The organism is Tessaracoccus zhenghani, assembly GCF_055326325.1.
In genome coordinates this window covers 134,387-160,535 of sequence record NZ_JBUZNQ010000003.1, presented here as the reverse complement: position 1 = coordinate 160,535, position 26,149 = coordinate 134,387, and the positions used below count along the sequence as shown (strand labels likewise).

Below are 26,149 nucleotides of genomic sequence, written 5' to 3'. Positions count from 1 at the left end.
GCATGAGCCGGCCCTCCGCCTTCTCAGAGGCCCTCGAGCACCTGTCGCCTGGCTACTTCGCGCTCGTGATGGGGACCGGCATCGTCTCGATCGGCCTACACGAGATCAGTGTGGAGCCGCTGTCACTGGCCCTGCTGGTGATCGCCGCCATCTCCTACGTCGTGCTCTGGGTGCTCTACGTGTGGCGCGCCGTCGCCCATCGGGCCGCGATGCTGCGTGACCTGCGCGGACCCGAGATGGCGTTCGCCTACTTCACCGTGGTCGCGGGCACGGACGTGCTCGCCGTCCGGCTCATGGCCGCCGGGTATGTCACCATCGCGCTGCCGCTGATCTTCCTGGGCGCGGTGCTCTGGTTCGTGTTCGGGTACGTGTTGCCGTGGCAGGTGTTGATGACCCGCGACGGCAAGCCCATCCTGGCCAGGACCAACGGAACCTGGTTCATCTGGGCGGTCGCCAGCCAGTCACTGGCCATCGGCATGACCCGCATCATGCCGTTCTTCCCGAACGGGCAGGCGTGGATCGGGATTCTCGCCGTGCTGTCCTGGTCGGTCGGTGTGGCGCTGTATGCGGGCATCTCCATCCTCGTGCTCCTGCGCATCGTCCACTTCGGCATCACGCCGCGCGAGTTCGAGCCGCCCTACTGGGTGGCCATGGGCGCGATGGCGATCGCGGTCGTCGCGGGCAGCAACATCGTCGCCATGGATTCGACGCCCATGGTCGACGCGACCCGGACGCTGATCGCCGGCACCATCGCCATCTTCTGGAGCTTCTGCCTGTGGCTCATCCCGATCCTGGTCGGCGCCGGCTTCTGGCGGCACTTCGTGCACCGGGTGCCGCTGGTCTACGTGCCCACCTTCTGGTCGATCGTCTTCCCCGTCGGCATGTTCGCCGTCGCTTCGATCAACGTGGGTCGGGTCGACCGGCTGCCGTTGGTGGAGGCCATCGGCACCGTGTTCCTGTACGTCGCGCTGGCTGTGTGGGCGGTCGTGTTCGCCGCCATGATGCGGCGGGTGGTCATGGTGTTCCTGCCCCGGACGGCGCGGCCGGAACCCCACGCGTTGGGCAGGGACAGGCGTAACTGAGTATCCTTCTTCCCCGAGGGGCATTAGCTCAGCCGGTTAGAGCAGCGGACTCATAATCCGCCCGTCGCGGGTTCAAGCCCCGCATGCCCCACCGTCAGGCCAGCGCTTCAGCCAGGTCCCGCAGCCAGGCCGCGACACCGTCGGGGCCCTCTGCGAGTACATCGGCCTGGGCCGCCATCGCCGGCTGTTCCGCGGACCCGCTAATGACGGCGCAGGTGATGAGGCCCCCGTCGCGCAGTTCCCGGAGCAGTTCGAAGGCCGGCAGGTCCCCCAGGTCGTCGCCGCACATCGCCACGACGGTGGCGCCGGTCTCGTCGACGAGGGCCCGGAGCGCGTCGCCCTTCGTCATCGCCGAGGCGCGCAACTCAAGGACGTTTCGGCCGGGCTCCAGGATCAGCCCGTGGCGCTCGGCAACCGCAGCCAACTGCGGCTCCAAGGCCCGGAACGCCAAGTCGGGGTCTGTGCTGCGACGCGTGTGGACGCCGAGCGCGCGGCCTTTGTCCTCCAGCACCACACCGTCGATGGTGCAGCTTGCGATGATCTCCTCCACCTCGGGGCGGGCAGCGGCAACATTCTCCGGCACCGACGGCGCGGTCTCCTCGCCCGTGGCCGCATCCCAGCGCTCCGCGCCGTACTGGCCCAGGACCACCAGGTTGCCCAGCCCTTCCCGCTCCGCCAGCCGACCCAGGCGCCGCACCACCGCGACCCCGCGCCCGGTGATGATCGCCACGTGCCCGAGCACGCCGCCGAGCCGGGCGAGGGCCCCGGCCGCGCCGTCGTGCATCCGGGAGTCCTCCGGGTCGTCGACGATGGGGGCCAGCGTGCCGTCGAAGTCGAGGGCGAGCAGCACCCGGGACGGGTCTGCCACGGCCGCGGAAAGGAAGCCCTGGGCATGGTTGGTCACTGCGTTCCAGCTCATGTCCCCTACCATGCCATGCCTGCGTTCTCAGGTCGTCCGACCTCACATGACAAGCTCACTCGCTAAGGTGATAGACGACCTAGGAGGAAAAATGTCCGAGCGCGCACGCTTTGTCGTTGTCGCCAACCGGCTTCCCGTCGACCGCATCACCGCAGATGACGGGAGCGTCGACTGGCGCACTTCACCCGGTGGCCTGGTCACCGCTCTCGAGCCCGTGATGCGCCGCATGGGCGGCGCATGGGTGGGCTGGCACGGCGCATCAGGTGAGAGCGTCGCGCCGTTCGAACACGAGGGCTACTCCGTCGTGCCGGTGCCGCTGAGCGCCGAGGAGTACGAGGAGTACTACGAGGGCTTCTCCAACGCCACCCTCTGGCCGCTGTACCACGACACCGTCGCCTTCCCCGAGTACCACCGCGAGTGGTGGGACGCCTACGTCACGGTCAACCGTCGCTTCGCCGAGGCGACCGCAGAGGTGGCCGACGAGGGTGCCACCGTGTGGGTGCAGGACTACCAGCTCCAGCTGGTGCCGAAGATGCTGCGCGAGCTGCGCCCGGATCTGCGGATCGGCTTCTTCCTCCACATCCCGTTCCCTCCCACGGAACTGTTCCAGCAGCTGCCGTGGCGCAGCGAGATCCTCGAGGGTCTGCTCGGTGCCGACCTGGTGGGCTTCCAGGTGCCGGGCGGCGCCCAGAACTTCCTGCGGCTCGTGCGCCAGCGCACCACCCACCGTGTGGAACGCGACCGGGTGCGCGTCTCGGGATCGCACGTGTGCACCGCCCGCGCCTACCCGATCTCCATCGACACGGAGGGCTTCGCGGCCCTGGCCCAGACGCCTGAGGTCATCGCCGAAGCCGAGGCCCTGCTGGAGGAACTGGGACATCCCCAGCGCATCTTCCTCGGCGTGGACCGGCTCGACTACACGAAGGGCCTGCGGCAGCGCATCCGCGCCATGGGCGAACTCTTCGAGGAGGGCAAACTCGACCCGGCGGACACGGTCTTCCTGCAAGTGGCCACCCCGTCGCGCGAGCGCGTCGACGAGTACAGGCGGCTGCGCGACGACATCGATCTCCTGGTGGGGCGGATCAACTCCGAGGTGGGCGGCGTCGGTCGCCCGGCCATCTCCTATCTCCACGCCGGCTTCCCGCGCACGACGATGGCGGCGATGTACCGCATCGCCGACGTCATGGTCGTCACCCCGCTGCGCGACGGCATGAACCTCGTGGCCAAGGAGTACGTGGCGTGCCGCCCCGACACCAATGGCGCGCTGGTCCTCAGCGAGTTCGCGGGCGCGGCGCAGGAACTCAAGCAGGCCTACCTGGTCAATCCGTACGACCTCAACGGCATGAAAGAGGTCGTCATGCAGGCCGCGACTGACCCGGCCCGGGAACGCCAGCGGCGCATGCGGGCGTTGAAGAAGCAGGTGCACGGCAACACCATCGAGCACTGGGCCGACAATTTCCTGGGTGACCTCCAGAACACCGACGGCTGAAGCGGGTCAGTTCAGCGCCTCGAACTTGCGTGACCAGGCGGAGCGGATCGGGTTCGCGTCGGCCACGAGGGCGTCGAAGCGGCGGTCGGCGATGTTGGCCACCTCGCCCACGGTCTTGTGCAGTTCGCGTTCCGGCGAGGCCTCCACGCGCACCCAGCTCTCCTCCACCACGGAGTCGAGCGTGGTGGTCGCGTTGAGCGACACCACGAGCGGGAAGCCGAACTTGTCCTGGTACGCGCGCGACACGGCCATGAGGTTCTCGCGGTCGTGGTCGTCCATCCGGTCGGCCGCCAGCGACCCGGTCTCGGTGAACGCGGCGATGTCCGACGGCGTGTGACCGGGATCCTCGTCGAGGAGCAGGTCGGCGATGTCGCGGTACCTGTGGATCAGCGTGTGCTGCTCATCCGAGGTGCCGCTCATCAGCGAGTTCTGGAAAGCCGCCCGCAGTTCGGCCGTCGAGTGGAAGGGCCGCGACTGGAAGGCTGCGCGGATGGGCCAGGTCTCCTCCGGGTAGAGGGCGCGGAAGGTCTCCACGAAGCTGTCCTCGTCCATGGCGTTGATCTGTTCGAGGTTGAGCGGGTCCCGCCCCGACGTCGCCACATCCGGCCCACGACGGCGACCGACGTGGAAGAACAGCAGGTTGAGGATGATCGCGGTGATGGCGCCGATGGTGACGCCGGAACCGAAGAAGATCTGGAGCCAGCCGGGCACCGCCTGGGCGATGGAGGGCTGCAGCGTGACGAGCATCGCCAGCGCCAGCGACGTGGAGACGATGACCTGGTTGCGGTTGTCGTGCAGGTCGGCCTTGCCGAGCGTCTGGATGCCGACGAAGGCCACGTTGGCGAACATGGCCAGGGAGGCGCCGCCCAGGACCGGTCCGGGGATCGCCGCGACGATGGCGCCGGCCTTGGGAAGGAGCCCGAGGATGATCATGAACGCGCCCGCCATGGCCACCACCCAACGTGACTTGACCCGCGTGAGCCGGACGAGGCCCACGTTCTGCGCGAAGCACGTGTAGGGGAAGGAGTTGAGCACGCCGCCGAGGGCGGTGGAGAGCCCGTCAGCGCGCAGCGCCCCGGCAATGTGCTTCGGAGTGATGCGCTTGCCGACCACCTCACCGGTGGCGAAGACGTCGCCGGTGGTCTCGACGGCCGTGATGGCCATCACGATCAGCATGGACACGATCGCGGCGAAGGTGAACTTGGGCATCCCGAACCAGAACGGGGTGGTCACGCCCACCCAGGAGGCGTCGGCCACGTGGGTGAATGAGGTGTCGCCCAGGATGACGGCGACGGCCGTGCCCAGGACCAGTCCCATGAGGACGGCGACGGTGGCCATGAAGCCCTTGAAGAAGCGCTGCATCAGCACGATCACGCCGAGCGTCGCCAGCGCGTACGCAAGGTTCCGCGTCAGTTCCGCACCCGCGGCGTTCTCGCCGCCGGCGCCGCGGACGATGTCGCTGGCCGCCACACCGATCAGCGTCGCGCCCATCACCGTGAGGAGGGTCCCGGTGACCACCGGCGGGAAGAAGCGGATGAGCTTGGAGAAGTAGGGGGCGACGAAGAACGTGGCCAGACCCGCGACGATGATCGAGCCGTAGATCTCCGGCAGGCCCTCCCTGCCACCGCCTGCCGCCAGGCCGATGGCGATGATCGGCGACACTGCGGTGAACGTCACACCCTGGATGAGGGGCAGTCGTACGCCCACCTTCCAGAAGCCGACGGACTGGATGATCGTCGCGATGCCACACGTGAACAGGTCGGCGTTGATCAGGTGGATGAGGTCCTGGGTGGACAGGTCCAGCGCGCCCGCGATCACGATGGGGACGATCACGGCGCCGGCATAGAAGGCCAGGACGTGCTGCAGCCCGAGGACGGTCAGCTTGGGCACCGGCGGTACCTGGTCAACGGGGTGAACGCGGCGCTCCAGCGTGGCGGCGGACATGGGCTGCTCCTGTCACGAAAAATCGACTGGCTAAAGCTACCCCCAGCACCTCCGATTCGCCATCCGGCAGAATCATCTGCTAACGTTCTTCATCGCGTGGTCATCCACTGACCACCGGTCCCTGGTAGCTCAATTGGCAGAGCATCTGACTGTTAATCAGAGGGTTACTGGTTCGAGTCCAGTCCGGGGAGCGACAAAGGCCCTTGCCAGAGCCCAATAGGAACTCCGGCAAGGGCCTTTATTCTGTACGCCGAGAGGGCTCGTGTCCCCATTGTGTCCCCCGCAGGGAGAACGAAGGTTCGCTGGGGAAAGTTGAAGTCACTTCAAGCTCCACCACAGCGCCCAGACCATAGAGGCCGTGACACCGGCATCGGCCGCGACCCGGGCGCCCTCTGCCTCGCTTAGCTCGTCGCCCTCCAGCCAGCCTGGTGTCCCGTCTTGGAGCAGCAGCCGTCGCGCGGCGACCACGTTAACTAGGCGTTCTTCCCAAGCCACCGCCCACTTGGGCATGGGTCCACGCTCGACGTGCACCAACTCGTGCGCAAGAGTGCTCCGGAGTTGCGGTGCTTCGAGGTCGGCACGCAGTTCGATAGCCGGTCCACTGAAACGGGTAACCCCTCGCGCTCCCGGGATGGAAAGTTCGTCACCCCAAGTCAGTTCCAGTCCCCAGGCGGACGCGTGCTCGAAGGGGTCATACGGGGAGCCGATCCAATACGGGTCACGCGGCGCTTCCCACTCGTAGATGTCCGCCGGCCAGAAGGCGACATCCTCATAGGGCCAACGGGGCATCGGAAGGACGACGCTCGACGATGCACGCGCCCTGGTCATATCGGGTCGCGCATGGTTTTCGCGGTGTCCCAGAACAGCATGGGGTGAGCGTTTGCGGCACCCCGCGCACAGGAGGTGAGTGAACTCGAGGTGACCAGTGTACGTCCTCACTGCGCCGCACTTGTCGCACATGGCCTCCAAGACCGCCCGCCGGCTCATCGCTGCACATCCTCGTGGTTGACCTGGACTGCACTCCAGCCAGCCTCTGCGGCCTGCCTATCCGCGTCCTCCAGGAGGTGGCCGTAGACATCGACCGTGAACGCCACGCTGGCATGGCCCCGCCGCTTGGACACCACTGCGATGGGGACGCCTGCCGCCAACTCCAGCGTGGTGGCTCCGTGGCGCAGATCATGGAGCCGGATACGGCGCAGGCCTGCCTCTGCGGAGAGCTTCACGAAGTCCTTGCTGACCTTGGCCGGGTCATAGGGCCGCCCGTTCTCCTGGCAGAACACCAGGCCATAGTCCTCGTAGGCGTCGCCCCACTTGGCGCGTTCCTCGTCCTGCGCGAGGCGCAGCAGGCGCAACGACTCGACCGTGGACCGAGGCAGCGCGAGGACGCGGCCCCCAGCAGTGGACTTGGGCCGGCCGAACACCGGAGCGCCATCCACCCAGTTGTTGAGCAACTGCTCCTCGACCTTGATGGTTCCCGTATCCGTGTCGACGTTGTGCCAGCGCAGGCCCAGTGCCTCGCCACGGCGCAGCCCCGAGGAGGCCAGCACTTCGAACAGGAGCCCGTACCGGGAGCCCCGCAGGTGGCCCAGGAACCTACCGAGTTCGGCCGCGCTCCAGGGCTGGACCCGTGCAGGCTTGGGGCTCTGGTCGAACGTGACCTGCAGGCAAGGGTTGAACGGCTTGTGACCCGTCTTCACAGCGGCCTGCAGCGCTGCACGGAGGCAGGCGTGGACCCGCCTCATGGAGGTGTCCCCCATGCGTTTGGCCGGCGCGTAGGCGGCCGCCACCTCACCCTTGGCCAGCCTCGCGGCGTTCCTGACCTCATTGGCCCGGTCGATGCGCTCCGCACGCTCTGCGGACGCCTGCTTGATGGCCTCGTAGGCCGCCACCACGTCCTCCACGCCCAGGTCTTGGAGCGGCACCTGCCCGAGTTGCTCGGTGAGGTAGTCGACGTACAGGCGGTACATGGTCGCGGTGGACTGGCGCACCGTCCGGCCGTAGCCGGAAATGCCGGTGGAGCTTGTCTTGGCAGCCAGCCAGCGCTCCAGCCATTCCCCCGTGGTGATGCGGTGATCCACGTTCCGTGCGCCGCGCTTGTGTGCCTCCAGCAGTTCCTCAGCCCAGCGCGTCGCGTCGGACTTCTTGGTGAAGCCCCCGCGCTCCTTGCGCATCCGCTTGCCGGTGGTGCTGCGTGGCAGGTCGACGCGTGCGGACCATGTGCCATGGCCCCGCTCATTGAGCCGTGGGCAGCCCTGCCCTAGCTGTGTTCCATCCTCTGCGCGGCATCCGCAGCGCTTGCGGTAGTTGATGCTCACTTCCCTCTCCTCCCCACGGGCGGGATGACCGGCGGGTCAGTTCGACGCGCCTTGGATATGGCCTTCTTGGCCTGGTCGATAGTGACGCGCTCCCCCCAGTAGTTCTCGAGGGCCCGCCTCACCGCCTCGATGCGCCCCGGCACACCGGCACTCCACGCGGGATAAACAACGCTGCGGAGAACGGCCTGTGTGAGCCGGGGCTGGGGTCCCCGCTGGGGTGACACCCCGTCCTCGCGCCAGTTCCGCTCAGCCGGGAGCGCGTCCGGTTGCTCCCACGGAGGAGCCGAGGGCCAGTAGGCCAGCGCGCCGGGTTCATCACCCTTACGCGCGAAATAGGAGGTCAACGCAGCCAGCATCTCCTTGGCGAGCCCGACCGATTCCGCCACCCGGACGGCGCGGTAGACCTTGGAGTCCACCTCTGCCCACCCCTCCCGGGCCCGGACACGGATGTCGGTACACGGCTCTGCGTCAGAGAGGTCCACCGCACGCTCCGCTTTCGAATCAAAGGCACGGACGTCGAGCCCGATGCAGCGGGCGGCGCCGTCCACCCTGCCGATGTGGACGCGCAACTTGTACAGCTGCCCGTCAACAACCAGCGGGAGGACGTCCATCCCTAAGTAGCCTTCTTCGCTCATGGCACAAGTATGGCACATCTTTGGCACAGAAGTGCGGTGCGTGCCGTGTTTCATGTCACGCTACGCGGCACCTAATTAGGCACGACTTTGGCAACGAAGTGTCATACCTTGGAGTTGTCGACGAAAGGATGGCCCCATGAGTACAGCCGCGAAGCTGGCCGCCATCGGCCACGTGCGCGACTTGTGCCGCTCCGGTGAGGCGCGGCACATCCGGCAGTTGAGCAACCTGAGCCAGCAGGAGCTTGCGGAGGCCATCAAGGTGGATGCAGCCTCCGTCAGTCGCTGGGAGCGCGGCATCCGCACACCCCGAGGAGAGGCCGCCCTGCGCTATGCACGGGTGCTCAAGGCCCTCCAGAACGGACAGGCGTGATGACCCCCGACGAACTCCTGGCCTTGCCGGTCTCTGTCGACCTGCTGACCGCCGCACGCGCCTACAGCATCGGACGCTCCAAGGCCTACGAGCTGGTCCGGGCCGGCGAGTTCCCCGTGCCCGTCCTGAAACTCGGCTCCGTGTATCGCGTGCGCCGCTCGGACCTCCTGGACTCCCTTGGGGTCCACCCCACCGCTTAGCCCGACCACGGCCCATTACCACGAAGGCGGCCCCGATGATCACCCCCCAGTCCCACCCCCACAAGCCGGCCCACACGCTGAGTGAGTTCACCCGCGCCGACCAGATGCGCCTAGGCATCCTGGCCCGCCGTGGAGCGCTGGCCGTGGGCGCTCAGCACTTCGCCGTGCGCATGCTCCAACAGATGCTCACCGAGGCCATGCCGTGGTACTGGCTGCGCCGCGCCGCTGACTTCGCCGCTGTGGGCACGCCCGAGGCTGACAAGATCGCCCAGGCCTGCCGTGACCGGAGTGAGTTCCTGCGTCTCTACCCAGACCCTGTTGTCGAGGAGATGCACGACGACATCGCCGCCATCGTGGCCGGTGCCGAGGCCGAGGCGGTGGCCGCGTGACAGACGCCCTGATGCACGAGCACCTGCCCCAGGACGAGGACCGGAGCCGGTTCACGTTCCAGCCCGGGGGCAGGTTCGTGCTCGACGCGCCGCCCCGCCCGCCGATCGTCTGGGGCAGCGGCGATGACGTGTTGGCGGCCTCCGGTGAGGCAACGATGCTCGCTGGCGTCCAGGGCACCGGCAAGTCGACCATTGGCCAACAGTTCGCGCTGGGCAGGTGCGCCTTCCCTGAGTACTCAACCCTGTTCGGCTATCCCATCACCCCCGGCCGCGGGAAGGTCCTCTACCTGGCCATGGACCGGCCCCGGCAGATCGCCCGGTCCCTGCGCCGCATGGTGGGAGATGCGTGGCGCGACGAGCTCGACGACAAACTGTTGGTCTGGGCTGGCCCGCCGCCCTACGACATGGCCAAGCACCCGCTGCTGCTGCGCGACATGGCCCATGAGGCCGGCGCGGATACGGTCATCCTCGACAGCCTCAAGGACGCCGCGATTGGCCTCAACGACGACGAGGTGGGTGCTGGGTACAACCGGGCGCGACAGGCCGCCCTGGTGGCCGGTGTGGAGCTGCTGGAGTTGCACCACGGCCGCAAGGCGGGCAACGGCATCAAGCGTGACCGGCTGACCATCGATGACGTGTACGGCTCGACGTGGCTCACCTCCGGTGCCGGCTCCGTCTTCATCCTGTCCGGGCAGGCCGGAGACCCCATCGTCGACCTGCACCACGTCAAGCAGCCCATGAACGAGGTTGGCCCCTTCAAGGTCCTCCACGACCATGACGCGGGACGCACGACGCTGCACAACCCCACTGACCTTGTGAAGCTGGCCTTGAGCTTGGGGAGCGTGTCCGCCAAGCAGGCCGCAGAGGTGCTGTTCGACACTGAGAAGGTCACCGCCGGGGAGAAGGAGAAGGCCCGCCGCCGCCTCGACGCGCTGGCCCGCGAGGGCAAGTTGCGCGTGCTCGAGGACGGCGACAAGGCCGCTCAGCGGCCCCGTCTGTGGGGGGCTGCATGACCTACACGGACACCTACACGGGCACATTTTCGGGTCGAACCCACACGGCCCCTGCACGCGCTACACGCCACGAGATGAAACGCCTAGTCAACACCTGCACGGGGACCTACACGACCTACACGCGCCACCCCCTACACGTTTGCTGCTCTCTCTGTAAGAGAGAGCAAACGGGGGTACGGGCTCCAGAGGGCATCAATCCCACACCCAGGAGGACGTGGTGAAGACCTACCGTCAGCACAATTGCGCCGCCCAGCACCGCACCGCTCGCGCCTTCATGAAGTGCGCAGTTCGCCGCGCCGCATGGGTCATGGGTGAGGGCGAGTTCGCCCTGATCGCATGGTGTGGTGAGCCGACCATCTCACTGTGGAGGAGCCCAGCCGAGGCCCAGGGACAGAAGGGCTTCATTGACGCGTTCGGATGCGGAGGCCGCTGCACCCGACGCCACGAGCTTGTCCGCGTCTGCGCAGCTCCCGAGATGGTGGCCAGCCGATGAGCAAACTCCCCGGCATCCTGACCCAGGCTGCAGCAGACGCGCACCAGCAGCTCGCCGCTGCCCTGGAACGCCTCGATGACCAACCCACGCCCTGCCACCGTGATGCACGGTTCGTCGCCGACGCTGCCGACGAACGCGCCCGGGTGGCCGCCCTGTGCCACCGTTGCCCGATCCTCACCCAGTGCGCCGCTGCCGGCGAGCACGAGGCGTGGGGCATCTGGGCCGGCATCGACCGAACCCCCCAGCGCCCCAGGAAGGCCGCACAGTGACCAAGACACAGATACCCCACTCCAACCGCTGCAAGCGCCCCACGCCCATCCTGCGGCTGTCGTGGCAGCAACTCCCCGAGGTCTGGTGCCCCGGCTGCGGCAGGACCGCACCCGCACCGGATCAGCGAGAGACGGGAAGGAAACCCCGAGAGTCCGGGGCTGGCGGTAGTCGGCTGCCGCACACGGATGGTGGCAACGGACCCCTTGGTAGCCGTCAGGCACCATCTGCCAATCCGGCTGGGGACACATTGGGGACACCAAGCCTCCCACAAGGCTATTTACAAGCTGTACCTGACCAAGAGTCAAGGGGTGAACACTCATGAGTAAGTCTGATCCGCGCTCCTCCCAGTGTGGGGCCAAGGGTCGCCGCTCCGGTGAGCCGTGCCAGCGTTGGGTAGTCGGCGGGGGCCGCTGCTACCTGCATGGTGGCCGCTCGCCTGGGGCTGTGCGCGCCAAGGAGGAGCGCTTGGCCCTGATGGACCTCCAGCTCAAGCCCACGCCCCCCAGCGGCAAGACGGCCGGGGAGATGCTGGTGAGCGCAGCCGAGGACACTCGCGTGGTGGTGGAGCGCATCAAGGCCCAGTTGGCAGCCCGCGAGGAGCAGACGCCTGCTGACCTCGACGTGCTGGGGCGTTGGCTCGACCGCCTTGCGCGCACGGCCAAGATGATCACCGAGAGCCGCGCCGATGAGTCACTGATCGAACAGCGCCAGCGCGTCAGCCGCGCCCAGGCTGGCGTCATGGTGGCAGCCGTGGAGGCCGCCCTGAACCTCCTCGACCTCACCCCCGAGCAGCGCCAGCAGGTGCCCAACGCCATGCGTGCCGCTCTCTCCGCCATCAAGGCGTCGCAGGAGGAGCCAGTGCGTGGGGAGGTGGTGAGCAATGGCTGAGCAGCTCACGGACTGGGAGACGGCCACCCTGCGCATGCTGGAGGAGAAGTACATTCCCAACGCGCAGGCCGAGCTCTGGAGGCGTGATCCCGCAGCCTGGGCAGCCGAGCGCCTTGGCGTGCAGCTCTGGAGCCGACAGCGGGACATCGTGGCGTCTGTGGTGACCAACCGCAGGACCGCCGTCCAGTCAGCCCATGGCACGGGGAAGAGCTTCAGTGCTGCGCTGCTGGCCTGCTGGTGGATCGACACGCACCCGGCGGGCGAAGCCATCGTGGTATCGACGGCCCCCACGGCCAAGCAGGTGTCCGCCATCCTCTGGGAGGAGATTCGCAAGCAGCACAGCAGGGGCGAGTTGCCCGGCCGGATCACACTGACGGATGAGTGGCGCATCGACAACGTGCTGGTGGGCATGGGCCGCAAGCCTGCGGATCACGATGAGCACGGGTTCCAGGGCATCCACCGGCGCTACGTGCTGGTCATCCTCGATGAGGCGTGCGGCGTGCCCCCGTCGCTCTGGACAGCGGTGGAGGCCATCACCACGTCCGAGGAGTGCCGCGTGCTGGCCATCGGCAACCCGGACGATCCCAGGACCACGTTTGCGGATGCCTGCTCACCCGGCTCCGGTTGGAACGTGCTGAAGGTGTCCGCGCTCGAGTCCCCCAATGTGACTGGCGAGGATGTGAGCGAGGACCTGCGCGCCCTGTTGCCCTCACAGCGCTGGATCGATGATGCCCGGAGCCGCTGGGGTGAGTCCTCCCCGCTCTATCAGTCCAAGGTGCTCGGTGAGTTCCCCGAGGCCAGCGAGAACAGCCTCATCCCGCTGGACTGGATCAGGGAGGCCCAGAACCGCACCATAGACCCCAGCGCCCCCACGGTGCTGGGCGTGGATGTGGCCCGGTTCGGCACGGACTCGACCGTGTTTTACCTGCGCCGTGGTGGCCATGTGCGCCTCATCAAGGAGCTGCAGTACAGCCCCACGACCACGACCGCCGGCGAGGTGGGCATGTTGATGCTACGCCACGGCGCGGTGGCCCACGTCGACGGCGTGGGCGTAGGTGGCGGAGTGGTGGACATGCTCCAAGAGATTGGCCACCAAGCCAAGGACATGCAGGCCGGCGGCTCTCCCGAGGACTCCCAACGCTTTCTCAACGCGCGCGCAGAGTGGTACTGGGCGCTGCGCACGGCGTTCGAGCAGGGCCAGATCGACATTGACCCCAACGACCAAGAACTGGCCGCCCAGCTGTCGAACCTGCGCTACCTGTTCGACTCCAGAGGACGCCTGCGCATCGAGAGCAAGGACGACATGCGCGCACGTGGCGTTCCCTCTCCTGACCGTGCGGACGCCCTCATGCTGGCGTTCGCCAAGCCCCCCGCTGAGCGCAAGCGCTACGGCACACGCTTCTTTGACATCGGATGACACGGAAGGACCTCGACACCATGCACGACAGCATCCCCCAATCCCACCCACTGAACCCCCGAAAGGCGGCACGCTGATGCAAACCACTCCCATTGACGTCCTGGCCACCCTGCGCGACGCAGTTACCAGGCTCTCCGACTACGGCCCTATCCCCTCGACCCTCGTCGAGCAGTTTCAGCGCTGGGACGAGGTGAGCGAGGCCTGTGGCAACAGCCGCTCCAACGCCCAGACGTCCCTCAATCGCTACACCGTGGAGGGCAAGCGGCTGCCGCTGCCTCTGGATTCTCTGGTCACCCTGGCCTCCACGGCGGTGGCGCCGAAGGAGGTGGCCGCCGTCCGCAACGAGGTGGCCAAGGCGCTCCTGGGGCCCCTCAGGGCCGCCGCAGACGACTTCGCGCGCGCGATGCACGCCACTGTCAGGGAGCGCTTCAACAGCGGTGCTGCGCGGTTCTTGGAGGCCGCCACTCTGGTGGACCCGGAGACGGATTCCGCCGCCCTCATTACGGCCCCCGAGGAGACGCGCCTGGCTTGGCTGGAGGCTGCAACAGCCGCCCACGAGGTGGAGTTGCAGGTGCAGCCCTTGCAGCTCATCCTGGACCTGACCCGCTCACGACTCGACGTGCTCGACCTGGCGCTGGAAGTGGGCGACCCCGAGAAGAACGAGGACCGCCGCGCCATCTGGGAGGCCTGGGACTCCGCTGGGCGTTGTGGCCGCTGGTCTGCGCTGGCCAAGCTGGACACGATCACGCTGAAGGCCCGAGCGTTGGACGACATCACCGAGCGGTACCGGCGCCCTCGTCCCATCGAGCAGCGCTATAGGCGCGGAGCGCACGGTTACGCCCCGTTCGACTACGACCCGGAGATGGGTCCCCCGCCGGAGGGAAGCTACGGCGTGTGATGAAGACTCCCCAGAGGTGGTAACTGGGGAACAGGGAGCCCCGGCTGCGGCGTTCGTCCTCTTAGGACCGCAGCCGGGGCTTTCCCATGCTCGCGTCCGGCCGTGCTGCCGCTGGCCTACGCTGCACTCATGACCATGGATGACAAAACCGAAGTCGGGACAGCAGCCAAGAGTCACAGCACAGCAGCAACATACGTCAAGGGTGCCGGGTTGCTGTTCGCGATGCTCGGACTGGTGGCCGGCCTCTCCGCTGGTGATTTCAGCGCCAGCGCATCACTCGTGATCGCCGCGCTACTGGTGATCGTGATCGGTGAGCTGATGGACATCCGCCACGCGCTCAACCGCAGGGACGTGGGCCGTTGAGTGTCCCCGTCGTGTCGCCAATGTGTCCCCCGCACGTAACCCTCAGGGGCAATTCGGCCCAACACTAACCAACACCTGCCGACACCAACGTCCCTAGTCAAACGGCAGTAGGCAGCACGGAGCAACACGCCCCGGCAGAGGCCAACAGTGCTCAGGTATTACTGTTAATCAGAGGGTTACTGGTTCGAGTCCAGTCCGGGGAGCTAGAGCAAACAAGCTCTGACAAGCTGAACGGCCCTTCCAAGCTCCATTGGAGGGGCCGTTCTTTGTTGACGAGGTCGGTTGCTGCGGCCCTCACCCCACTATCTCTGCCGACCTCCCTTAGGCTTCGTGCCATGGCCAAGAAGCAGCACGGCGGCACGGGCACGCCCGCCACCAGCGCCCTGGACCAATCGAAAGTGCCCTACACCATCCACACCTACGACCACGATCCCGCCTCACCCTCCTACGGTCTCGAAGCAGCGGAGGCGCTGGGCAGGCCTGCGGAGGAAGTGTTCAAGACGCTGCTCGTCGATACCGGCGCGGGGCTCGCCGTCGGAGTGGTCCCGGTCCATCTGCAACTGGACCTGAAGGCGCTCGCGGGCGCCCTGGGGGTCAAGCGCCTCACCATGGCCGCTCCTCCCGCGGCCGAACGCTCCAGCGGGATGGTGGTCGGGGGCATCTCCCCCATCGGTCAGCGCAAGGCGCTGCCCACGGTGCTCGACGCGTCGATGCAGGGCAGGGCCACAGTGCTGGTCAGCGGCGGACGACGCGGCCTCGACGTCGAACTCGCCCCCGAAGACCTCGCCCGCCTCACGCGCGCCACCTTCGCTGCCATCGCCAGGTGAGCCGCCCGGCCCGGCCGCTAGCCTGGCCACCATGGCCTGGTCAGACATCTTCCCCTTCATGGGCGTGTCCATCCGCTGCGGTGACCTCACGCTCAGCGCGATGACGCCCGACGACGTGCCGGCGCTGCTCGCCGTCGCGGGCCGCGGCATCGTGCCGGACGGTTCCGGCTACCCGTTCCTCACCGACTGGGCACTGCTCCCGAAGGACCAGCGGGAGCTGAGCTCCACGCAGTTCTACTTCTCGAGGTGGAGCACCGCCCACCCCCAACGGTTCGAACTCCTCATGGTGGCGCGTCAGGGAGACAGGGTGCTGGGCGCCCAGGACCTGCGGGCGGCCGACTTCGCGGTGCGCCGGACGGGCTTCACCGGGTCCTGGCTGGGCCGGGAGTTCCATGGCAGCGGCATCGGCACCCGCATGCGTCAGATGATCTGCGCCTTCGCCTTCGACGAACTGGGCGCCATCGAGATGCGCACGGAGGCCTATGCCGATAACCCGGCATCGAACAGGGTGAGCCAGAAGACCGGCTACCGGGAGTTCGACCGCGCCCGCGTCAACCGCCTGGGCGAGGCCGCGACCGAGGTGCGCTACAAGCTCACCCGGGAGCAGCTGACCCGGCCGGAGGAGCCGATCAGCTACGAGGGTGGCCAGGCCCTGCGCCGATTCCTCGGCATCTCCTGGGTCAGCCCGCGATGAGGCGTTCGTAGTCCTCGCGCATCTCGCCGGGCGGAACCTCGTTCCATACGACGGCCAGCTTGCGGTCCTCGCCGAAGCCGAGGATGTAGCTGCCGTGATCCACCTCATAGCCACCGGACGGCAACTGCTTTCCCTCAGCGATGTCGATGCCGAGGCTCAGCGCGGCAGGCTTGATCAGGTCGAGGCTGCCGGTGAGCCCGATGAAGGACTCGTCCACCCGGCGCAGGTACTCCTTCAGCGCCTCGGGGGTGTCACGGGCCGGGTCCGTCGTCACGACGATGAGCGTGATGTCATCGACGATCTCAGGCGGGAGCCGGCGCTTGGCCGTGGCCATGTCCGCCATGATGCCGGGGCACACGTCGGGGCAGTTGGTGTACCCGAAGAAGAGGGCCAGGGCCTTGGTGGTGACGTCCGTGGCCAGGTTGAACGGGTTGCCGTCCTGGTCCGTCAGGGTCACGTCAGGAACGGGGTTGCCCCCGCCGGACAGGTGCGTGCCGTGCCACTCGCCCGCCCCGTCGATCTCGGCCGCAGGCCCGTTCGCACCGGGGCTACAGGCGGCCAGCAGGGCAGTGGCACCGGCGCCGAGGAAGAGACGCCGTCCTATCACCGGCGAGCCCGCTCGACGCCCGCCGCCAGGTCGTCGGCCAGCGCCCGGAGCTTCTGCAGGTCCCCGTGCATGTCCAGCCCGTCCGACGACATGCACTTCACCAGTGCCGAACCGACGATCACCAGATCCGCGAAGCTGCCGATCTCGGCCGCCTGGTCCCCATCGCTGACGCCCAGGCCGATGCCGATGGGCAGCGACGGATCAACGGCGCGGGCGCGCTCGACGATCACCGGGGCTGCGTCGGAGGTCTGGCTCCGCACGCCGGTCACGCCCATGACGGACGACGCGTAGACCCAGCCGCGGCAGGACTCCATGGTGAGCGCGATCCGCTCGTCGGTGGATGAGGGGGCGATCAGGAAGACCCTGTCGACGTCGTGCGCGTCCGAGGCCTCGAACCACTCCGGGCAGTCGTCCGGCGGCAGGTCCGGCGTGATGACGCCCGCTCCGCCGGCCGCCGACAGGTCCCGGGCGAACGCGTCCACCCCATAGGCCTCAACGAGGTTCCAGTAGGTCATGACCATCGGCGTGGCGCCGGCCGATGCCACGGCTTCGACGGCGAGGAAGGCGTCCCTGGTGCGGACGCCGCGCGCGCGGGCCTTGGTGGTGGCGTGCTGGATGACCAGCCCGTCCATCAACGGATCCGAGTACGGGATGCCGATCTCGACGATGTCGGCGCCACGGCCCTGCGTCCCCTCGACGATGGCCTTCACCACCGACAACGAATCCGGCACCGTGGGGTAGCCCACCGGGTAGTAGCCCACCAGCGCTGGGCGTCCCTCATCGAGACAACGGGCGACGGTGGCACCGGATTTACCGAGGCGTTTGGGGTCTGTGAACTGGCTCATTCGAACGCTCCCACCGTGACATCCGGCTTACCGGACAGGCCGAAATACTCGAACGCGGTGGCCACATCCTTGTCGCCGCGCCCGGAAAGGCACACGAGGATCGACGGCGTCGCGGACGGATCCTGCTGCGCCAACTGCCGGCCCAGCCGCAGCGCCCCGGCCAGGGCGTGCGCCGACTCGATGGCCGGGATGATGCCCTCCGTGCGGGTCAGCAACTTGAAGGCTTCCATGGCCTCCGCGTCGGTGACCGGCTCGTAGACGGCGCGGCCCGTGTCTGCCAGGTGGGCGTGCTCGGGGCCGACACCCGGGTAGTCGAGGCCTGCGGAGATCGAGTGCGACTCGATGGTCTGCCCGTCCCCGTCCTGAAGCAGGAAGGTGCGTGCACCATGCAGCACTCCGGGGGTGCCGGCGGTGATGGTTGCGGCGTGACGTCCGGTCTCGATGCCGTCGCCCTCTGCCTCGAAGCCGTACAGGCCGACGCCCTCGTCGCCGATGAACTCGTAGAACATGCCGATGGCGTTGGAGCCGCCACCGACGCAGGCCGCCACGTAGTCCGGCAGGCCGCCGTGGTCGTCGAGCATCTGCTGGCGTGCCTCGACGGAGATGATGCGCTGCAGTTCACGCACCAGGTACGGGAACGGGTGCGGACCGCCGACGGTGCCGATGAGGTAGTGCGTGTGGTCCACCGTCGTCACCCAGTCGCGCATGGCCTCATTCATCGCGTCCTTGAGCGTGCGCGAGCCCGCCGCGACCGCGTAGACCTCGGCACCGAGCAGCTGCATGCGGGCCACGTTCAGCGCCTGGCGCTGCGTGTCCACCTCACCCATGTAGACGCGGCACTCGAGCCCCAGCAGCGCCGCCGCGGTGGCGGTGGCCACCCCGTGCTGGCCTGCGCCCGTCTCTGCGATCACGCGGGTCTTGCCCATGCGCTTGGTCAGCAGCGCCTGCCCCAGGACGTTGTTGATCTTGTGGGCGCCGGTGTGGTTCAGGTCCTCGCGCTTGAGCAGGATGCGGGCGTTGCCCGCGTGCTTCGAGAACTCGTCGGCGACCGTGATCGGCGTGGGCCGGCCGGCGTAGTCGCGCTGCAACCTGGCCAGTTCGGCGTGGAACGTCGGGTCCGCCCAGGCCTCGTCGAACGCGACGATCAGTTCGTTCAGCGCCGCTTGGAGTGCTTCGGGCACGAAACGGCCACCGAAGCGGCCGAAGTGTCCCCGGGAATCGGGAAGGCTCATCAGTGCATTGCCCTTTCTGCAGCGGCCATGAAGCCGCCGATGGCGTGGGTGGGGTCGCCGTGCTTGACGAGCGCCTCGCCCACGAGGATGACGTCGGCCCCCTCGGCCGCGACGCGAGCGACGTCGTCGGCGGACAGGATCCCCGACTCCGCCACCTTCACGGCGGCATCGCCGATGCGTTCAGCCAGGCCGCCGAAGGTGGCCAGGTCGACATCGAGGGTCTTCAGGTTCCGGTTGTTGACGCCGATGAGGCCGGCCCCGACGGCGAGCGCCCGGTCCACCTCCTCGGCGGTGTGGGTTTCGACCAGCGCGGTCATGCCGAGCTCTGCGGTCAGCCCCAGGAAGCGGGTGAGTTCCTCGTCTGTGAGCGACGCGACGATCAGCAGCACCAGGTCTGCACCGTGCGCGCGGGCCTCGTGGAACTGGTACTCCTCCACCATGAAGTCTTTGCGCAGCACCGGGATGCGCACGCGCTCACGCACGGCGTCGAGATCTGCCAGCGAACCGTTGAACCGGTGCTTCTCCGTGAGCACGGAGATGGCAGCGGCGCCGCCCGCCTCGTAGGAGGCAGCGAGCGCGGCGGGATCCGTGATCACGGCGAGGTCGCCCTTGGACGGCGACTTGCGCTTGACCTCGGAGATCACGGCGAGTTCCGGCGCGCGGAAGCGGGGCATCGGGTCGAGTGCCGGCGCTGCCTGCTGGGCGGCGCGGATGATCTCGTCGATGGAGGTGCGGGCCTTGCGTTCCTCGAGGTCTCGCCGGACTCCGGCGATGATGTCGTCGAGGACGGTCACGGCTGACCCAGACCCATGGCCTTCATGATCATGGTGGTCAGTGCCCCGACGAGAATCACGGCTGCACCGACGATGACCCAGAGCCACGCCGGGCCCAGCATGGCGGCCACGCAGGCGATGGTGAAACCGACAGCGGTCAGCACCGATCCGGTCCAGGCGGCAGGGCTCCGGCCGTGGTGGTAGTACTTCGGGGTACGTGCCATGTGCGCGACCTTTCTCTGAACGAGGGGGGTTCAGCCCCCGAGCCTACCCTCTATCAGTCGGGTCGGCACCGTCGTCCATCGCCTTCCAGAGGTCCTCCGGCTGCTCCGGCGACTGCACTTTCGGGCGGCGCCGGGGCTTCCAGAACCAGAAGAGCAGCGCGCCCGAGGCCAGCACCCCGAGGATGGGCCAGATGACCTCGGTCATGCCGTCGCCATGGCTTCTGCTCGCCCGATCGCCGCGATGACGGCGCGCGCCTTGTGGGAGCACTCGGCATCCTCCGTCTCCGGTACCGAATCCGCCACGACGCCGGCGCCGGCCTGGACATAGGCGACACCGTCGGCCAGCACCGCGGTACGGATGGCGATGGCCACGTCCGAGTTGCCGGCGAAGTCGAAGTAGCCCACCACTCCCCCGTACAGGCCCCGCCGCGAGACCTCCAGCCGGTCGATGATCTCCATGGCCCGCACCTTGGGCGCGCCCGACAACGTGCCGGCCGGGAAGCAGGCCAGCGTCGCGTCGAGGGCGGTGCGGCCCGCCTCGACCCGGCCGGAAACCGCGGCCTCCAGGTGCATGATGTGGCTGTAGCGGCGCACGTTCATGAACTCGTGGACGGTGACCGAACCGGCTTCGCAGATGCGGCCCAGGTCGTTGCGGCCCAGGTCCACGAGCATCAGGTGCTCCGCCTTCTCCTTGGGGTCTGCCAGCAGTTCCTCCGCCATCAGGCGGTCCTCTTCCGGTGTCCGGCCCCGGGGCCGCGAACCGGCGATTGGCCGCGTGGTGGCCACGCCGTCCTGCACCGTGACGAGTGCCTCCGGGCTGGAGCCGACGATGTCGAAGCCCGGCAGGCGCATCAGGTACAGGTAGGGGCTGGGGTTGGTGAGCCGAAGTGCGCGGTACACCTCGAACGCGTCCGCGCTGGTGGGGATGTCGAAGCGCTGCGACACGACGATCTGGAAGGCCTCGCCCGCACGGATCTCGCCCTTGACCTCGTCCACCATCGAGCGGAACTCCTCCGGCGTGCGCTGGCGATTGACCTCGGGCGTGCGGGGCTCACCCTCCTGGCACACCAGCGCGACGCGGGGCTGGCGCACCTGCTCCGCCATGGACTCGACGGCGGCCACGGCGTCGTAGTAGGCGCGCTCCGCGCCCTCCGGCGTGCCGTCGTAGTTGATGGCGTTGGCGATGAGCCAGAGTTCGCCGCGGTGGTGGTCCAGCACGGCCAGTTCGGAGCTGAGCATCATGACCAGTTCCGGCAGTTCAAGTTCGTCGACGGTGGTCTCGGGCAGCTTCTCGAGCCGGCGCACCACGTCGTAGCCCAGGTAGCCCACCATGCCCGCGTGGAACGGCGGCAGGCCGGGGGTCGCCGGGGTAGCCAGCTCCGCCAGGGTTTCGCGGAGGACGACGAGCGGGTCGCCGTCGGCGGGGATGCCCACCAGCTCGCGGCCGATCCAGGCCGCCTGGCCGTCGCGCTCGGTGAGCATGGCTGCGGAACGCACGCCCACGAAGGAGTAGCGCGACCAGACACCCGCGTCTGCGGATTCGAACAGGAACGTTCCCTCCCGGGCGCCGCACAGCGCCTGATAGAGCGCGACGGGGGTGAGGTCGTCCGCGAGCAGCTTGGCGTGCACGCTGATGACGCGACGATGGTTCGCGAGTTCGACGAACTCGTCGAGCGTGGGAGAGACGATCACTGGGCGGTGTCCTGAGCGGTCAGAGGGGTGAAGAAGCAGGTGCGGTTGCCGGTGTGGCAGGCGGCGCCGGTCTGGCGCACCCTGAGCAGGATGGTGTCGCCGTCGCAGTCGACGCTCACGCTCTCGATGGCCTGGTGGTGGCCGGAGGTCTCCCCCTTGACCCAGAATTCCTGCCTGGACCTCGACCAGTAGGTGGCCTTGCCGGTGGTGAGGGTGCGGCGCAGCGCCTCCTCATTCATCCAGGCCATCATCAGGACCTCGCGGGTCTCTGCGTCCTGGGCGATGGCGGGCACCAGCCCGTCGGAGTTGTAGGTCACAGTCGGCATGAGCATCATTGTGCCGCACCTGTGCGAACCCCCTCCTAGACTGCCCATATGAAGTTCGTCCACCGCCAGCGCGCCGCCCTTGCAGACCTGCTCGAAGAACTGGGGCCGTTCGCCCCCACCATGTGTGAGGGCTGGCAGACCCAGGACCTGGCCGCCCACCTGTACGTCCGTGAACACCGCCTGGACGCCCTGCCCGGCATCGGCTCCGAGCGTTTCGCCGGGCACACCGAGCGCGTCCAGAACCTCGAGCTGCACCGCCGCGGGTTCCTGCCGCTGGTGGAGGCCGTCCGCAGGCCCGGCTGGATCATGCGGCCGCTGGATCAGCTGGTGAACTCCTCAGAGCTCTTCATCCACCACGAGGACGTCCTGCGGGCCAACGGCCGCTCGCAGACGCTCACCGCCGAGGAGCAGGAGCACCTGTGGCCGTTGGCGAAGGTCCTGGCCAGGCGTGCCCAGATGCGGTTCGGCGGGCGGCTGCTCATGACCCGCACGGACACAGGCTACGAACACCAGATCGGTCAGGGGGACCGCACCGTGCACCTCGCCGGGCTGCCGTCGGAACTGCTCCTGCACCTGAGCCAGCGCGAGGGCGACGTCACGCTCACGGGCGAGACGGCCGCCATCGACGCGTGGCGTACCGCGATCAGTCCGTTGTGAGCTTCGCGAGGATCAGTTCGCGCACCTTGGCTGCATCGGCCTGGCCGCGCATGGCCTTCATGATCTGACCGATCAGCGCACCGGCCGCCTGGACCTTGCCGCCGCGGATACGCTCGGCGATGTCCGGGTTGGCGGCGATCGCCTCGTCGACGGCGGCACCCAGGGCGCCTTCATCGGAGACGACGGCGAGGCCACGCTTCTCGAGGACCACGGCGGGTTCCCCTTCGCCGGCGAGCACCCCGTCGATGACCTGACGGGCGAGCTGGTCGTTGACCTTGCCCTCGTCCACCAGCGCCTGCACCGCAGCCACCTGAACGGGAGTGATGGCGAGGTCCTCCAGCTCGATTCCGGTTTCGTTGGCCCTGCGGGAGAGGTCTGAGACCCACCACTTACGGGCGGCGGCCGGCGAGGCACCTGCGGCGACGGTGTCCTCCACCAGCGCCAGGGCACCGGCGTTGACGATGCCGCTGAAGTCGGTGTCGTTGAAGCCCCACTCGCCCTGGAGGCGGCGACGGTGTTCCGTCGGCGGTTCCGGCAGTGTGGCGCGCAGTTCCTCCACCCAGGCGCGCGACGGCGCGATCGGCATCAGGTCCGGCTCCGCGAAGTAGCGGTAGTCCTCCGCGTCGGACTTCACGCGGCCGGCCGAGGTGGTGCCGTCGGCCTCATGCCAGTGGCGGGTCTCCTGCACGATGGAGCCACCGGCGTCGAGGATGGCAGCCTGCCGCGTCATCTCGTAGCGCACCGCGCGCTCGATGGAGCGCAGGGAGTTGACGTTCTTCGTCTCGGTGCGGGTGCCGAGCTTGTCGCTCCCGACGGGGGCGATGGACACGTTCGCGTCGCAGCGCAGCGAGCCCTGCTCCATCCGCACGTCGGACACGCCGAGGGCCTTGAGCAGGTCGCGCAGCTGCGCCACGTAGGCGCGTGCCACCTGGGGCGCCTTGTCACCGGCGCCCAGGATGGGCCGGGTGACGATCTCGATGAGGGGCACGCCTGCACGGTTGTAGTCGATGAGCGAATAGTCCGCCCCCTGGATGCGGCCGGAGCCGCCCACGTGCGTCGCCTTGCCTGCGTCCTCCTCCATGTGCGCGCGCTCGATCTCGACGCGGTAGGTCTCGCCGTCGACCTCGACCTCGACCCAGCCGTCGAAGGCGATGGGTTCGTCGTACTGGGAGGTCTGGAAGTTCTTGGTCATGTCCGGGTAGAAGTAGTTCTTCCGGGCCATGCGGCACCACTCGGCGATCTGACAGTTCAGGGCCAGACCGATGCGGATGGCGGACTCGACGGCCTTGCCGTTGATCACCGGCAGCGAGCCGGGCAGGCCCAGGCACACGGGGCACACGTGGGTGTTCGGGTCGCCGCCGAATTCGTTGGCGCAACCGCAGAACATCTTGGTGTTGGTGTTCAGTTCGACGTGGGTCTCGAGACCCAGCGCAGGCTCATACCGGGTGAGGAGATCGTCGTAATCGACCAGTTCAGTCATCAGTAAACCGCCTTCGATCCCTCGAGCTGAGTCATTTCGCGCCACATCGGGCCGCCCCACTGCGCTTCCAGCGCCCGCTCCAGCACTGCACCGACCCGGTAGACGCGGGCGTCCTCCATGGGCGGGGCCATGACCTGCAGGCCGGTGGGCAGGCCGTCGCTGAGGCCCGACGGGAACGAGCCGGAGGCGTTGCCCGCCATGTTCGACGGGATGGTGCAGAGGTCTGCCAGGTACATGCTCATGGGGTCTGTCATCCGTTCCCCCACCTTGAACGCGGTGGTGGGCGTGGTGGGCGAGACCAGCACGTCGACCACCTCGAAGGCGCGGTCGAAATCCGCTTGAATGAGCGAGCGGACCTTCTGCGCCGAGCCGTAGTAGGCGTCGTAGTAGCCCGCGGAGAGGGCGTAGGTGCCGATGATGATGCGGCGCTTGCCCTCGCGGCCGAAGCCGGCCTCGCGGGTGAGGTTCATGACCTCTTCCGCGGAGCGGGAGCCGTCGTCGCCGGCGCGCAGGCCGTAGCGCATGCCGTCGAAGCGGGCCAGGTTCGAGCTGAGCTCCGCCGGCTGGATGAGGTAGTACGCGGGCAGCGCGTAGGTGAATGCCGGGCAGGACACCTCGACGACCTCGGCCCCGGCCTGACGCAGCAGTTCCACCGCCTCGTGGAAGCGCTCGAGCACGCCCTCCTCGTAGCCGTCGCCCCTGAACTCGGTGACGATGCCCACCTTCATGCCCTTGAGGTCGGTGGCCTGCGCCGCCGCCACGAGCTGGGGTACGGGCTGGTCGAGCGACGCGGAGTCTCGCGGGTCGTGGCCGCTGATGATCTCCTGGAGGAGGGCCGCGTCCTCGGCGGTGCGGGCGCAGGGGCCGGGCTGGTCGAGGCTGGAGGCCATGGCCACCAGGCCGTAACGCGACGAGCCGCCGTAGGTGGCCTTCACGCCCACGGTGCCGGTGACGGCACCCGGCTGGCGGATCGAGCCGCCGGTGTCGGAGCCGATCGCCAACGGCACCATGAACGCCGCGACGGCCGCTGCCGAGCCGCCGCCGGAACCGCCGGGCACCCTGTCCGTGTCCCACGGGTTGCGGCTGGGGCCGAAAGCGGAGGTCTCCGTCGAGGAGCCCATCGCGAATTCGTCCATGTTGGTCTTGCCGATGATGACCAGGCCGGCATCGCGCAGGCGAGCCACGACGGTGGCGTCGTAGGGCGGCACCCAGCCTTCGAGCATGCGGGAGCCGCACGTCGTCGGGAAGTCGGTGGTGCAGTAGTTGTCCTTGACCCCCACGGGCACGCCGGCCAGTGGACCCAGTTCCTCGCCGGCTGCGCGGCGTTGGTCCACGGCGCGTGCCTGCTCGAGCGCGTGCTCAGCGTCGACGGCCAGGAACGCGTTCAGGGCGGGGTTGAGCGCCTCGATCTGCTCGAGGCAGGCGCGGGTGAGTTCCTCGGAGGTCAGTTCCCGGGCGGCCATCAGCCGGCCCAGTTCAGCGGCGGACTTCGTGATCATCTGGCTCAGTCCTCGCTCAGGATCTGGGGCACGCGGAAGCGGCCGTCCTCGTGGTCCGGCGCGCCGGAGAGTGCCTGCTCCTGCGTGAGGCCGGGGGTGACCACGTCGTCGCGGAACACGTTGCTGACAGGGAGGGCGTGGGTTGCCGTCGGCACGTCGGGGCCCGCGACCTCCGACACGCTGCGGACGGATTCCAGGATGACGTCCAGCTCGGGGGCAAGCTCCGCGCACTCCTGCTCGGTGAGCTGGATGCGGGCCAGAGCGCCCAGCCGGGCCACGTCGTCGGCGGTGAGACCCACGTCGATACTCCCTCGGTTGGTGCGGTGCCGCAGGATGCGGCCTGCCCCATCTTAGGGGTAGACGGCGGGGGTCATCCCCCGGTGAGGATGAGGTAGAACATGCGCCCCAGGAAGAACAGCCCGGTGGCGATGGCCAAGGTGATAACCGGCACGATGATGCGCTGGAACTTCTTCCACCGCGTGCCGGGGACGCCACGGGCGCCCCACGAGCCACGGGCCGGCTGCACCCGGGTGGGCGTCTGGCCGTCGAGGTTCAGGTTGGAGAACATGCGCACCTGCCCAGCTTAGGCGCTGGCGGCGCACTGCCCA

Annotated in this window: 32 protein-coding genes and 2 tRNA genes; 17 read left to right on the top strand and 17 right to left on the bottom strand. The window is 68.2% G+C overall.

Translation table 11 applies throughout. The features are described from left to right. The first annotated feature begins 2 nt into the window (after nucleotides 1-2). Both ACZK4S_RS07895 and ACZK4S_RS07890 read left to right on the top strand, forming a co-directional pair. Entirely contained in the window at nucleotides 3-1,082 is a 1,080-nt protein-coding gene (locus ACZK4S_RS07895) for a tellurite resistance/C4-dicarboxylate transporter family protein (protein WP_463643913.1), read from the top strand. 17 nt (nucleotides 1,083-1,099) lie between these two features. Continuing rightward, nucleotides 1,100-1,173: transfer RNA gene (locus ACZK4S_RS07890), tRNA-Ile, on the top strand. A 3-nt stretch (nucleotides 1,174-1,176) separates the two neighbouring features. Here the strand turns inward: ACZK4S_RS07890 and otsB are convergent. Next, nucleotides 1,177-2,001 carry a trehalose-phosphatase gene (gene otsB, locus ACZK4S_RS07885; RefSeq protein ID WP_083665314.1) on the bottom strand — a complete coding sequence of 275 codons (825 nt, stop codon included), beginning with the start codon at nucleotides 1,999-2,001 and terminating at the stop codon, nucleotides 1,177-1,179. Between the two features lie 91 nt (nucleotides 2,002-2,092). On the opposite strand from otsB, the gene ACZK4S_RS07880 reads away from it, so the two are divergent. Then, on the top strand, nucleotides 2,093-3,490 hold the full coding sequence (locus ACZK4S_RS07880; protein WP_463643912.1) for an alpha,alpha-trehalose-phosphate synthase (UDP-forming): 1,398 nt from the start codon (nucleotides 2,093-2,095) through the stop codon (nucleotides 3,488-3,490). Between the two features lie 6 nt (nucleotides 3,491-3,496). Here the strand turns inward: ACZK4S_RS07880 and pbuX are convergent, their stop codons facing one another. Next, nucleotides 3,497-5,434, bottom strand: a complete 1,938-nt coding sequence (pbuX, locus tag ACZK4S_RS07875) for a PbuX/PucJ/PucK family nucleobase permease (RefSeq protein WP_076058611.1) — start codon at nucleotides 5,432-5,434, stop codon at nucleotides 3,497-3,499. A gap of 118 nt (nucleotides 5,435-5,552) precedes the next feature. Here pbuX and ACZK4S_RS07870 point away from each other — a divergent pair. Further along, nucleotides 5,553-5,625 (top strand) — tRNA-Asn (locus ACZK4S_RS07870). Between the two features lie 127 nt (nucleotides 5,626-5,752). Here the strand turns inward: ACZK4S_RS07870 and ACZK4S_RS07865 are convergent. The 3 genes from ACZK4S_RS07865 to ACZK4S_RS07855 all read right to left on the bottom strand — a co-directional run bounded on the left by ACZK4S_RS07865 (nucleotide 5,753) and on the right by ACZK4S_RS07855 (nucleotide 8,384). After that, entirely contained in the window at nucleotides 5,753-5,944 is a 192-nt protein-coding gene (locus ACZK4S_RS07865; protein WP_463643911.1) for a hypothetical protein, read from the bottom strand. A 473-nt stretch (nucleotides 5,945-6,417) separates the two neighbouring features. Then, nucleotides 6,418-7,749 (bottom strand): site-specific integrase, encoded by a 1,332-nt coding sequence (locus tag ACZK4S_RS07860; protein WP_463643910.1) that lies wholly within the window; start codon nucleotides 7,747-7,749, stop codon nucleotides 6,418-6,420. Then, nucleotides 7,746-8,384 carry a hypothetical protein gene (locus tag ACZK4S_RS07855; protein WP_463643909.1) on the bottom strand — a complete coding sequence of 213 codons (639 nt, stop codon included), beginning with the start codon at nucleotides 8,382-8,384 and terminating at the stop codon, nucleotides 7,746-7,748. The genes ACZK4S_RS07860 and ACZK4S_RS07855 overlap by 4 nt, the downstream gene beginning before the upstream one ends. Nucleotides 8,385-8,520: 136 nt before the next feature. On the opposite strand from ACZK4S_RS07855, the gene ACZK4S_RS07850 reads away from it, so the two are divergent. From ACZK4S_RS07850 to ACZK4S_RS07795, 12 genes are all read left to right on the top strand, one after another. Next, nucleotides 8,521-8,754, top strand: a complete 234-nt coding sequence (locus ACZK4S_RS07850) for a helix-turn-helix domain-containing protein (RefSeq protein ID WP_463643908.1) — start codon at nucleotides 8,521-8,523, stop codon at nucleotides 8,752-8,754. After that, complete coding sequence (locus ACZK4S_RS07845) at nucleotides 8,754-8,954, top strand: helix-turn-helix transcriptional regulator (protein ID WP_463643907.1); 201 nt, start codon at nucleotides 8,754-8,756, stop codon at nucleotides 8,952-8,954. Before ACZK4S_RS07850 ends, ACZK4S_RS07845 begins: the two co-directional genes overlap by 1 nt. Before the next feature lie 35 nt (nucleotides 8,955-8,989). Continuing rightward, nucleotides 8,990-9,343 (top strand): hypothetical protein, encoded by a 354-nt coding sequence (locus ACZK4S_RS07840; protein ID WP_463643906.1) that lies wholly within the window; start codon nucleotides 8,990-8,992, stop codon nucleotides 9,341-9,343. Beyond that, nucleotides 9,340-10,356, top strand: coding sequence for an AAA family ATPase (locus tag ACZK4S_RS07835; RefSeq protein WP_463643905.1), 1,017 nt, complete (start codon nucleotides 9,340-9,342; stop codon nucleotides 10,354-10,356). The genes ACZK4S_RS07840 and ACZK4S_RS07835 overlap by 4 nt, the downstream gene beginning before the upstream one ends. Before the next feature lie 217 nt (nucleotides 10,357-10,573). After that, complete coding sequence (locus tag ACZK4S_RS07830) at nucleotides 10,574-10,849, top strand: hypothetical protein (RefSeq protein ID WP_463643904.1); 276 nt, start codon at nucleotides 10,574-10,576, stop codon at nucleotides 10,847-10,849. Continuing rightward, entirely contained in the window at nucleotides 10,846-11,118 is a 273-nt protein-coding gene (locus ACZK4S_RS07825) for a WhiB family transcriptional regulator (protein ID WP_463643903.1), read from the top strand. Before ACZK4S_RS07830 ends, ACZK4S_RS07825 begins: the two co-directional genes overlap by 4 nt. A 319-nt stretch (nucleotides 11,119-11,437) precedes the next feature. Beyond that, complete coding sequence (locus ACZK4S_RS07820; protein WP_463643902.1) at nucleotides 11,438-12,007, top strand: HGGxSTG domain-containing protein; 570 nt, start codon at nucleotides 11,438-11,440, stop codon at nucleotides 12,005-12,007. Then, nucleotides 12,000-13,424, top strand: coding sequence for a DEAD/DEAH box helicase family protein (locus ACZK4S_RS07815; protein WP_463643901.1), 1,425 nt, complete (start codon nucleotides 12,000-12,002; stop codon nucleotides 13,422-13,424). Before ACZK4S_RS07820 ends, ACZK4S_RS07815 begins: the two co-directional genes overlap by 8 nt. A gap of 76 nt (nucleotides 13,425-13,500) precedes the next feature. Next, a complete protein-coding gene (locus ACZK4S_RS07810) occupies nucleotides 13,501-14,322 on the top strand; it encodes a hypothetical protein (protein WP_463643900.1) in 822 nt (273 codons plus the stop codon). Between the two features lie 129 nt (nucleotides 14,323-14,451). After that, nucleotides 14,452-14,685 carry a hypothetical protein gene (locus ACZK4S_RS07805; RefSeq protein WP_463643899.1) on the top strand — a complete coding sequence of 78 codons (234 nt, stop codon included), beginning with the start codon at nucleotides 14,452-14,454 and terminating at the stop codon, nucleotides 14,683-14,685. 335 nt (nucleotides 14,686-15,020) lie between these two features. Then, nucleotides 15,021-15,512 carry a Cys-tRNA(Pro) deacylase gene (gene ybaK, locus ACZK4S_RS07800; RefSeq protein ID WP_463643898.1) on the top strand — a complete coding sequence of 164 codons (492 nt, stop codon included), beginning with the start codon at nucleotides 15,021-15,023 and terminating at the stop codon, nucleotides 15,510-15,512. 31 nt (nucleotides 15,513-15,543) lie between these two features. Further along, entirely contained in the window at nucleotides 15,544-16,206 is a 663-nt protein-coding gene (locus ACZK4S_RS07795; RefSeq protein ID WP_463643897.1) for a GNAT family N-acetyltransferase, read from the top strand. Here the strand turns inward: ACZK4S_RS07795 and ACZK4S_RS07790 are convergent. From ACZK4S_RS07790 to hisI, 8 genes are read right to left on the bottom strand one after another with little or no spacing between them, the layout of a single operon-like run. After that, nucleotides 16,193-16,813: an SCO family protein gene (locus ACZK4S_RS07790; protein WP_463643896.1), complete on the bottom strand. Its 621-nt coding sequence runs from the start codon at nucleotides 16,811-16,813 to the stop codon at nucleotides 16,193-16,195. The two genes, ACZK4S_RS07795 and ACZK4S_RS07790, sit on opposite strands and share 14 nt — an antisense overlap. Next, nucleotides 16,810-17,658, bottom strand: coding sequence for a tryptophan synthase subunit alpha (trpA, locus tag ACZK4S_RS07785; RefSeq protein ID WP_076058603.1), 849 nt, complete (start codon nucleotides 17,656-17,658; stop codon nucleotides 16,810-16,812). The genes ACZK4S_RS07790 and trpA overlap by 4 nt, the downstream gene beginning before the upstream one ends. After that, complete coding sequence (trpB, locus tag ACZK4S_RS07780) at nucleotides 17,655-18,890, bottom strand: tryptophan synthase subunit beta (RefSeq protein WP_459397781.1); 1,236 nt, start codon at nucleotides 18,888-18,890, stop codon at nucleotides 17,655-17,657. Before trpB ends, trpA begins: the two co-directional genes overlap by 4 nt. After that, nucleotides 18,890-19,684: an indole-3-glycerol phosphate synthase TrpC gene (trpC, locus tag ACZK4S_RS07775; protein ID WP_076058599.1), complete on the bottom strand. Its 795-nt coding sequence runs from the start codon at nucleotides 19,682-19,684 to the stop codon at nucleotides 18,890-18,892. The genes trpB and trpC overlap by 1 nt, the downstream gene beginning before the upstream one ends. After that, nucleotides 19,681-19,887 carry an HGxxPAAW family protein gene (locus tag ACZK4S_RS07770; RefSeq protein ID WP_076058596.1) on the bottom strand — a complete coding sequence of 69 codons (207 nt, stop codon included), beginning with the start codon at nucleotides 19,885-19,887 and terminating at the stop codon, nucleotides 19,681-19,683. The genes trpC and ACZK4S_RS07770 overlap by 4 nt, the downstream gene beginning before the upstream one ends. A 43-nt stretch (nucleotides 19,888-19,930) precedes the next feature. Next, nucleotides 19,931-20,092: a Trp biosynthesis-associated membrane protein gene (locus ACZK4S_RS07765; RefSeq protein WP_158069024.1), complete on the bottom strand. Its 162-nt coding sequence runs from the start codon at nucleotides 20,090-20,092 to the stop codon at nucleotides 19,931-19,933. Beyond that, nucleotides 20,089-21,579 (bottom strand): anthranilate synthase component I, encoded by a 1,491-nt coding sequence (locus ACZK4S_RS07760; protein WP_463643895.1) that lies wholly within the window; start codon nucleotides 21,577-21,579, stop codon nucleotides 20,089-20,091. Before ACZK4S_RS07760 ends, ACZK4S_RS07765 begins: the two co-directional genes overlap by 4 nt. Then, nucleotides 21,576-21,911: a phosphoribosyl-AMP cyclohydrolase gene (gene hisI, locus ACZK4S_RS07755; RefSeq protein ID WP_143570876.1), complete on the bottom strand. Its 336-nt coding sequence runs from the start codon at nucleotides 21,909-21,911 to the stop codon at nucleotides 21,576-21,578. The genes ACZK4S_RS07760 and hisI overlap by 4 nt, the downstream gene beginning before the upstream one ends. Before the next feature lie 42 nt (nucleotides 21,912-21,953). Between hisI and ACZK4S_RS07750 the strand changes: the two genes are divergently transcribed. Beyond that, the gene (locus ACZK4S_RS07750; protein ID WP_463643894.1) at nucleotides 21,954-22,562 is read left to right on the top strand and encodes a TIGR03085 family metal-binding protein; all 609 of its coding nucleotides are present in this window, start codon (nucleotides 21,954-21,956) and stop codon (nucleotides 22,560-22,562) included. Here ACZK4S_RS07750 and gatB read toward each other — a convergent pair. From gatB to ACZK4S_RS07730, 4 genes are all read right to left on the bottom strand, one after another. Next, the gene (gene gatB / locus ACZK4S_RS07745; protein WP_198928189.1) at nucleotides 22,549-24,045 is read right to left on the bottom strand and encodes an Asp-tRNA(Asn)/Glu-tRNA(Gln) amidotransferase subunit GatB; all 1,497 of its coding nucleotides are present in this window, start codon (nucleotides 24,043-24,045) and stop codon (nucleotides 22,549-22,551) included. The two genes, ACZK4S_RS07750 and gatB, sit on opposite strands and share 14 nt — an antisense overlap. Further along, a complete protein-coding gene (gatA, locus tag ACZK4S_RS07740) occupies nucleotides 24,042-25,550 on the bottom strand; it encodes an Asp-tRNA(Asn)/Glu-tRNA(Gln) amidotransferase subunit GatA (RefSeq protein ID WP_463644134.1) in 1,509 nt (502 codons plus the stop codon). The genes gatB and gatA overlap by 4 nt, the downstream gene beginning before the upstream one ends. Then, entirely contained in the window at nucleotides 25,547-25,840 is a 294-nt protein-coding gene (gene gatC, locus ACZK4S_RS07735; protein WP_076058586.1) for an Asp-tRNA(Asn)/Glu-tRNA(Gln) amidotransferase subunit GatC, read from the bottom strand. Before gatC ends, gatA begins: the two co-directional genes overlap by 4 nt. 71 nt (nucleotides 25,841-25,911) lie before the next feature. Next, a complete protein-coding gene (locus tag ACZK4S_RS07730; RefSeq protein WP_143570844.1) occupies nucleotides 25,912-26,115 on the bottom strand; it encodes a hypothetical protein in 204 nt (67 codons plus the stop codon). Nucleotides 26,116-26,149 lie beyond the last annotated feature (34 nt).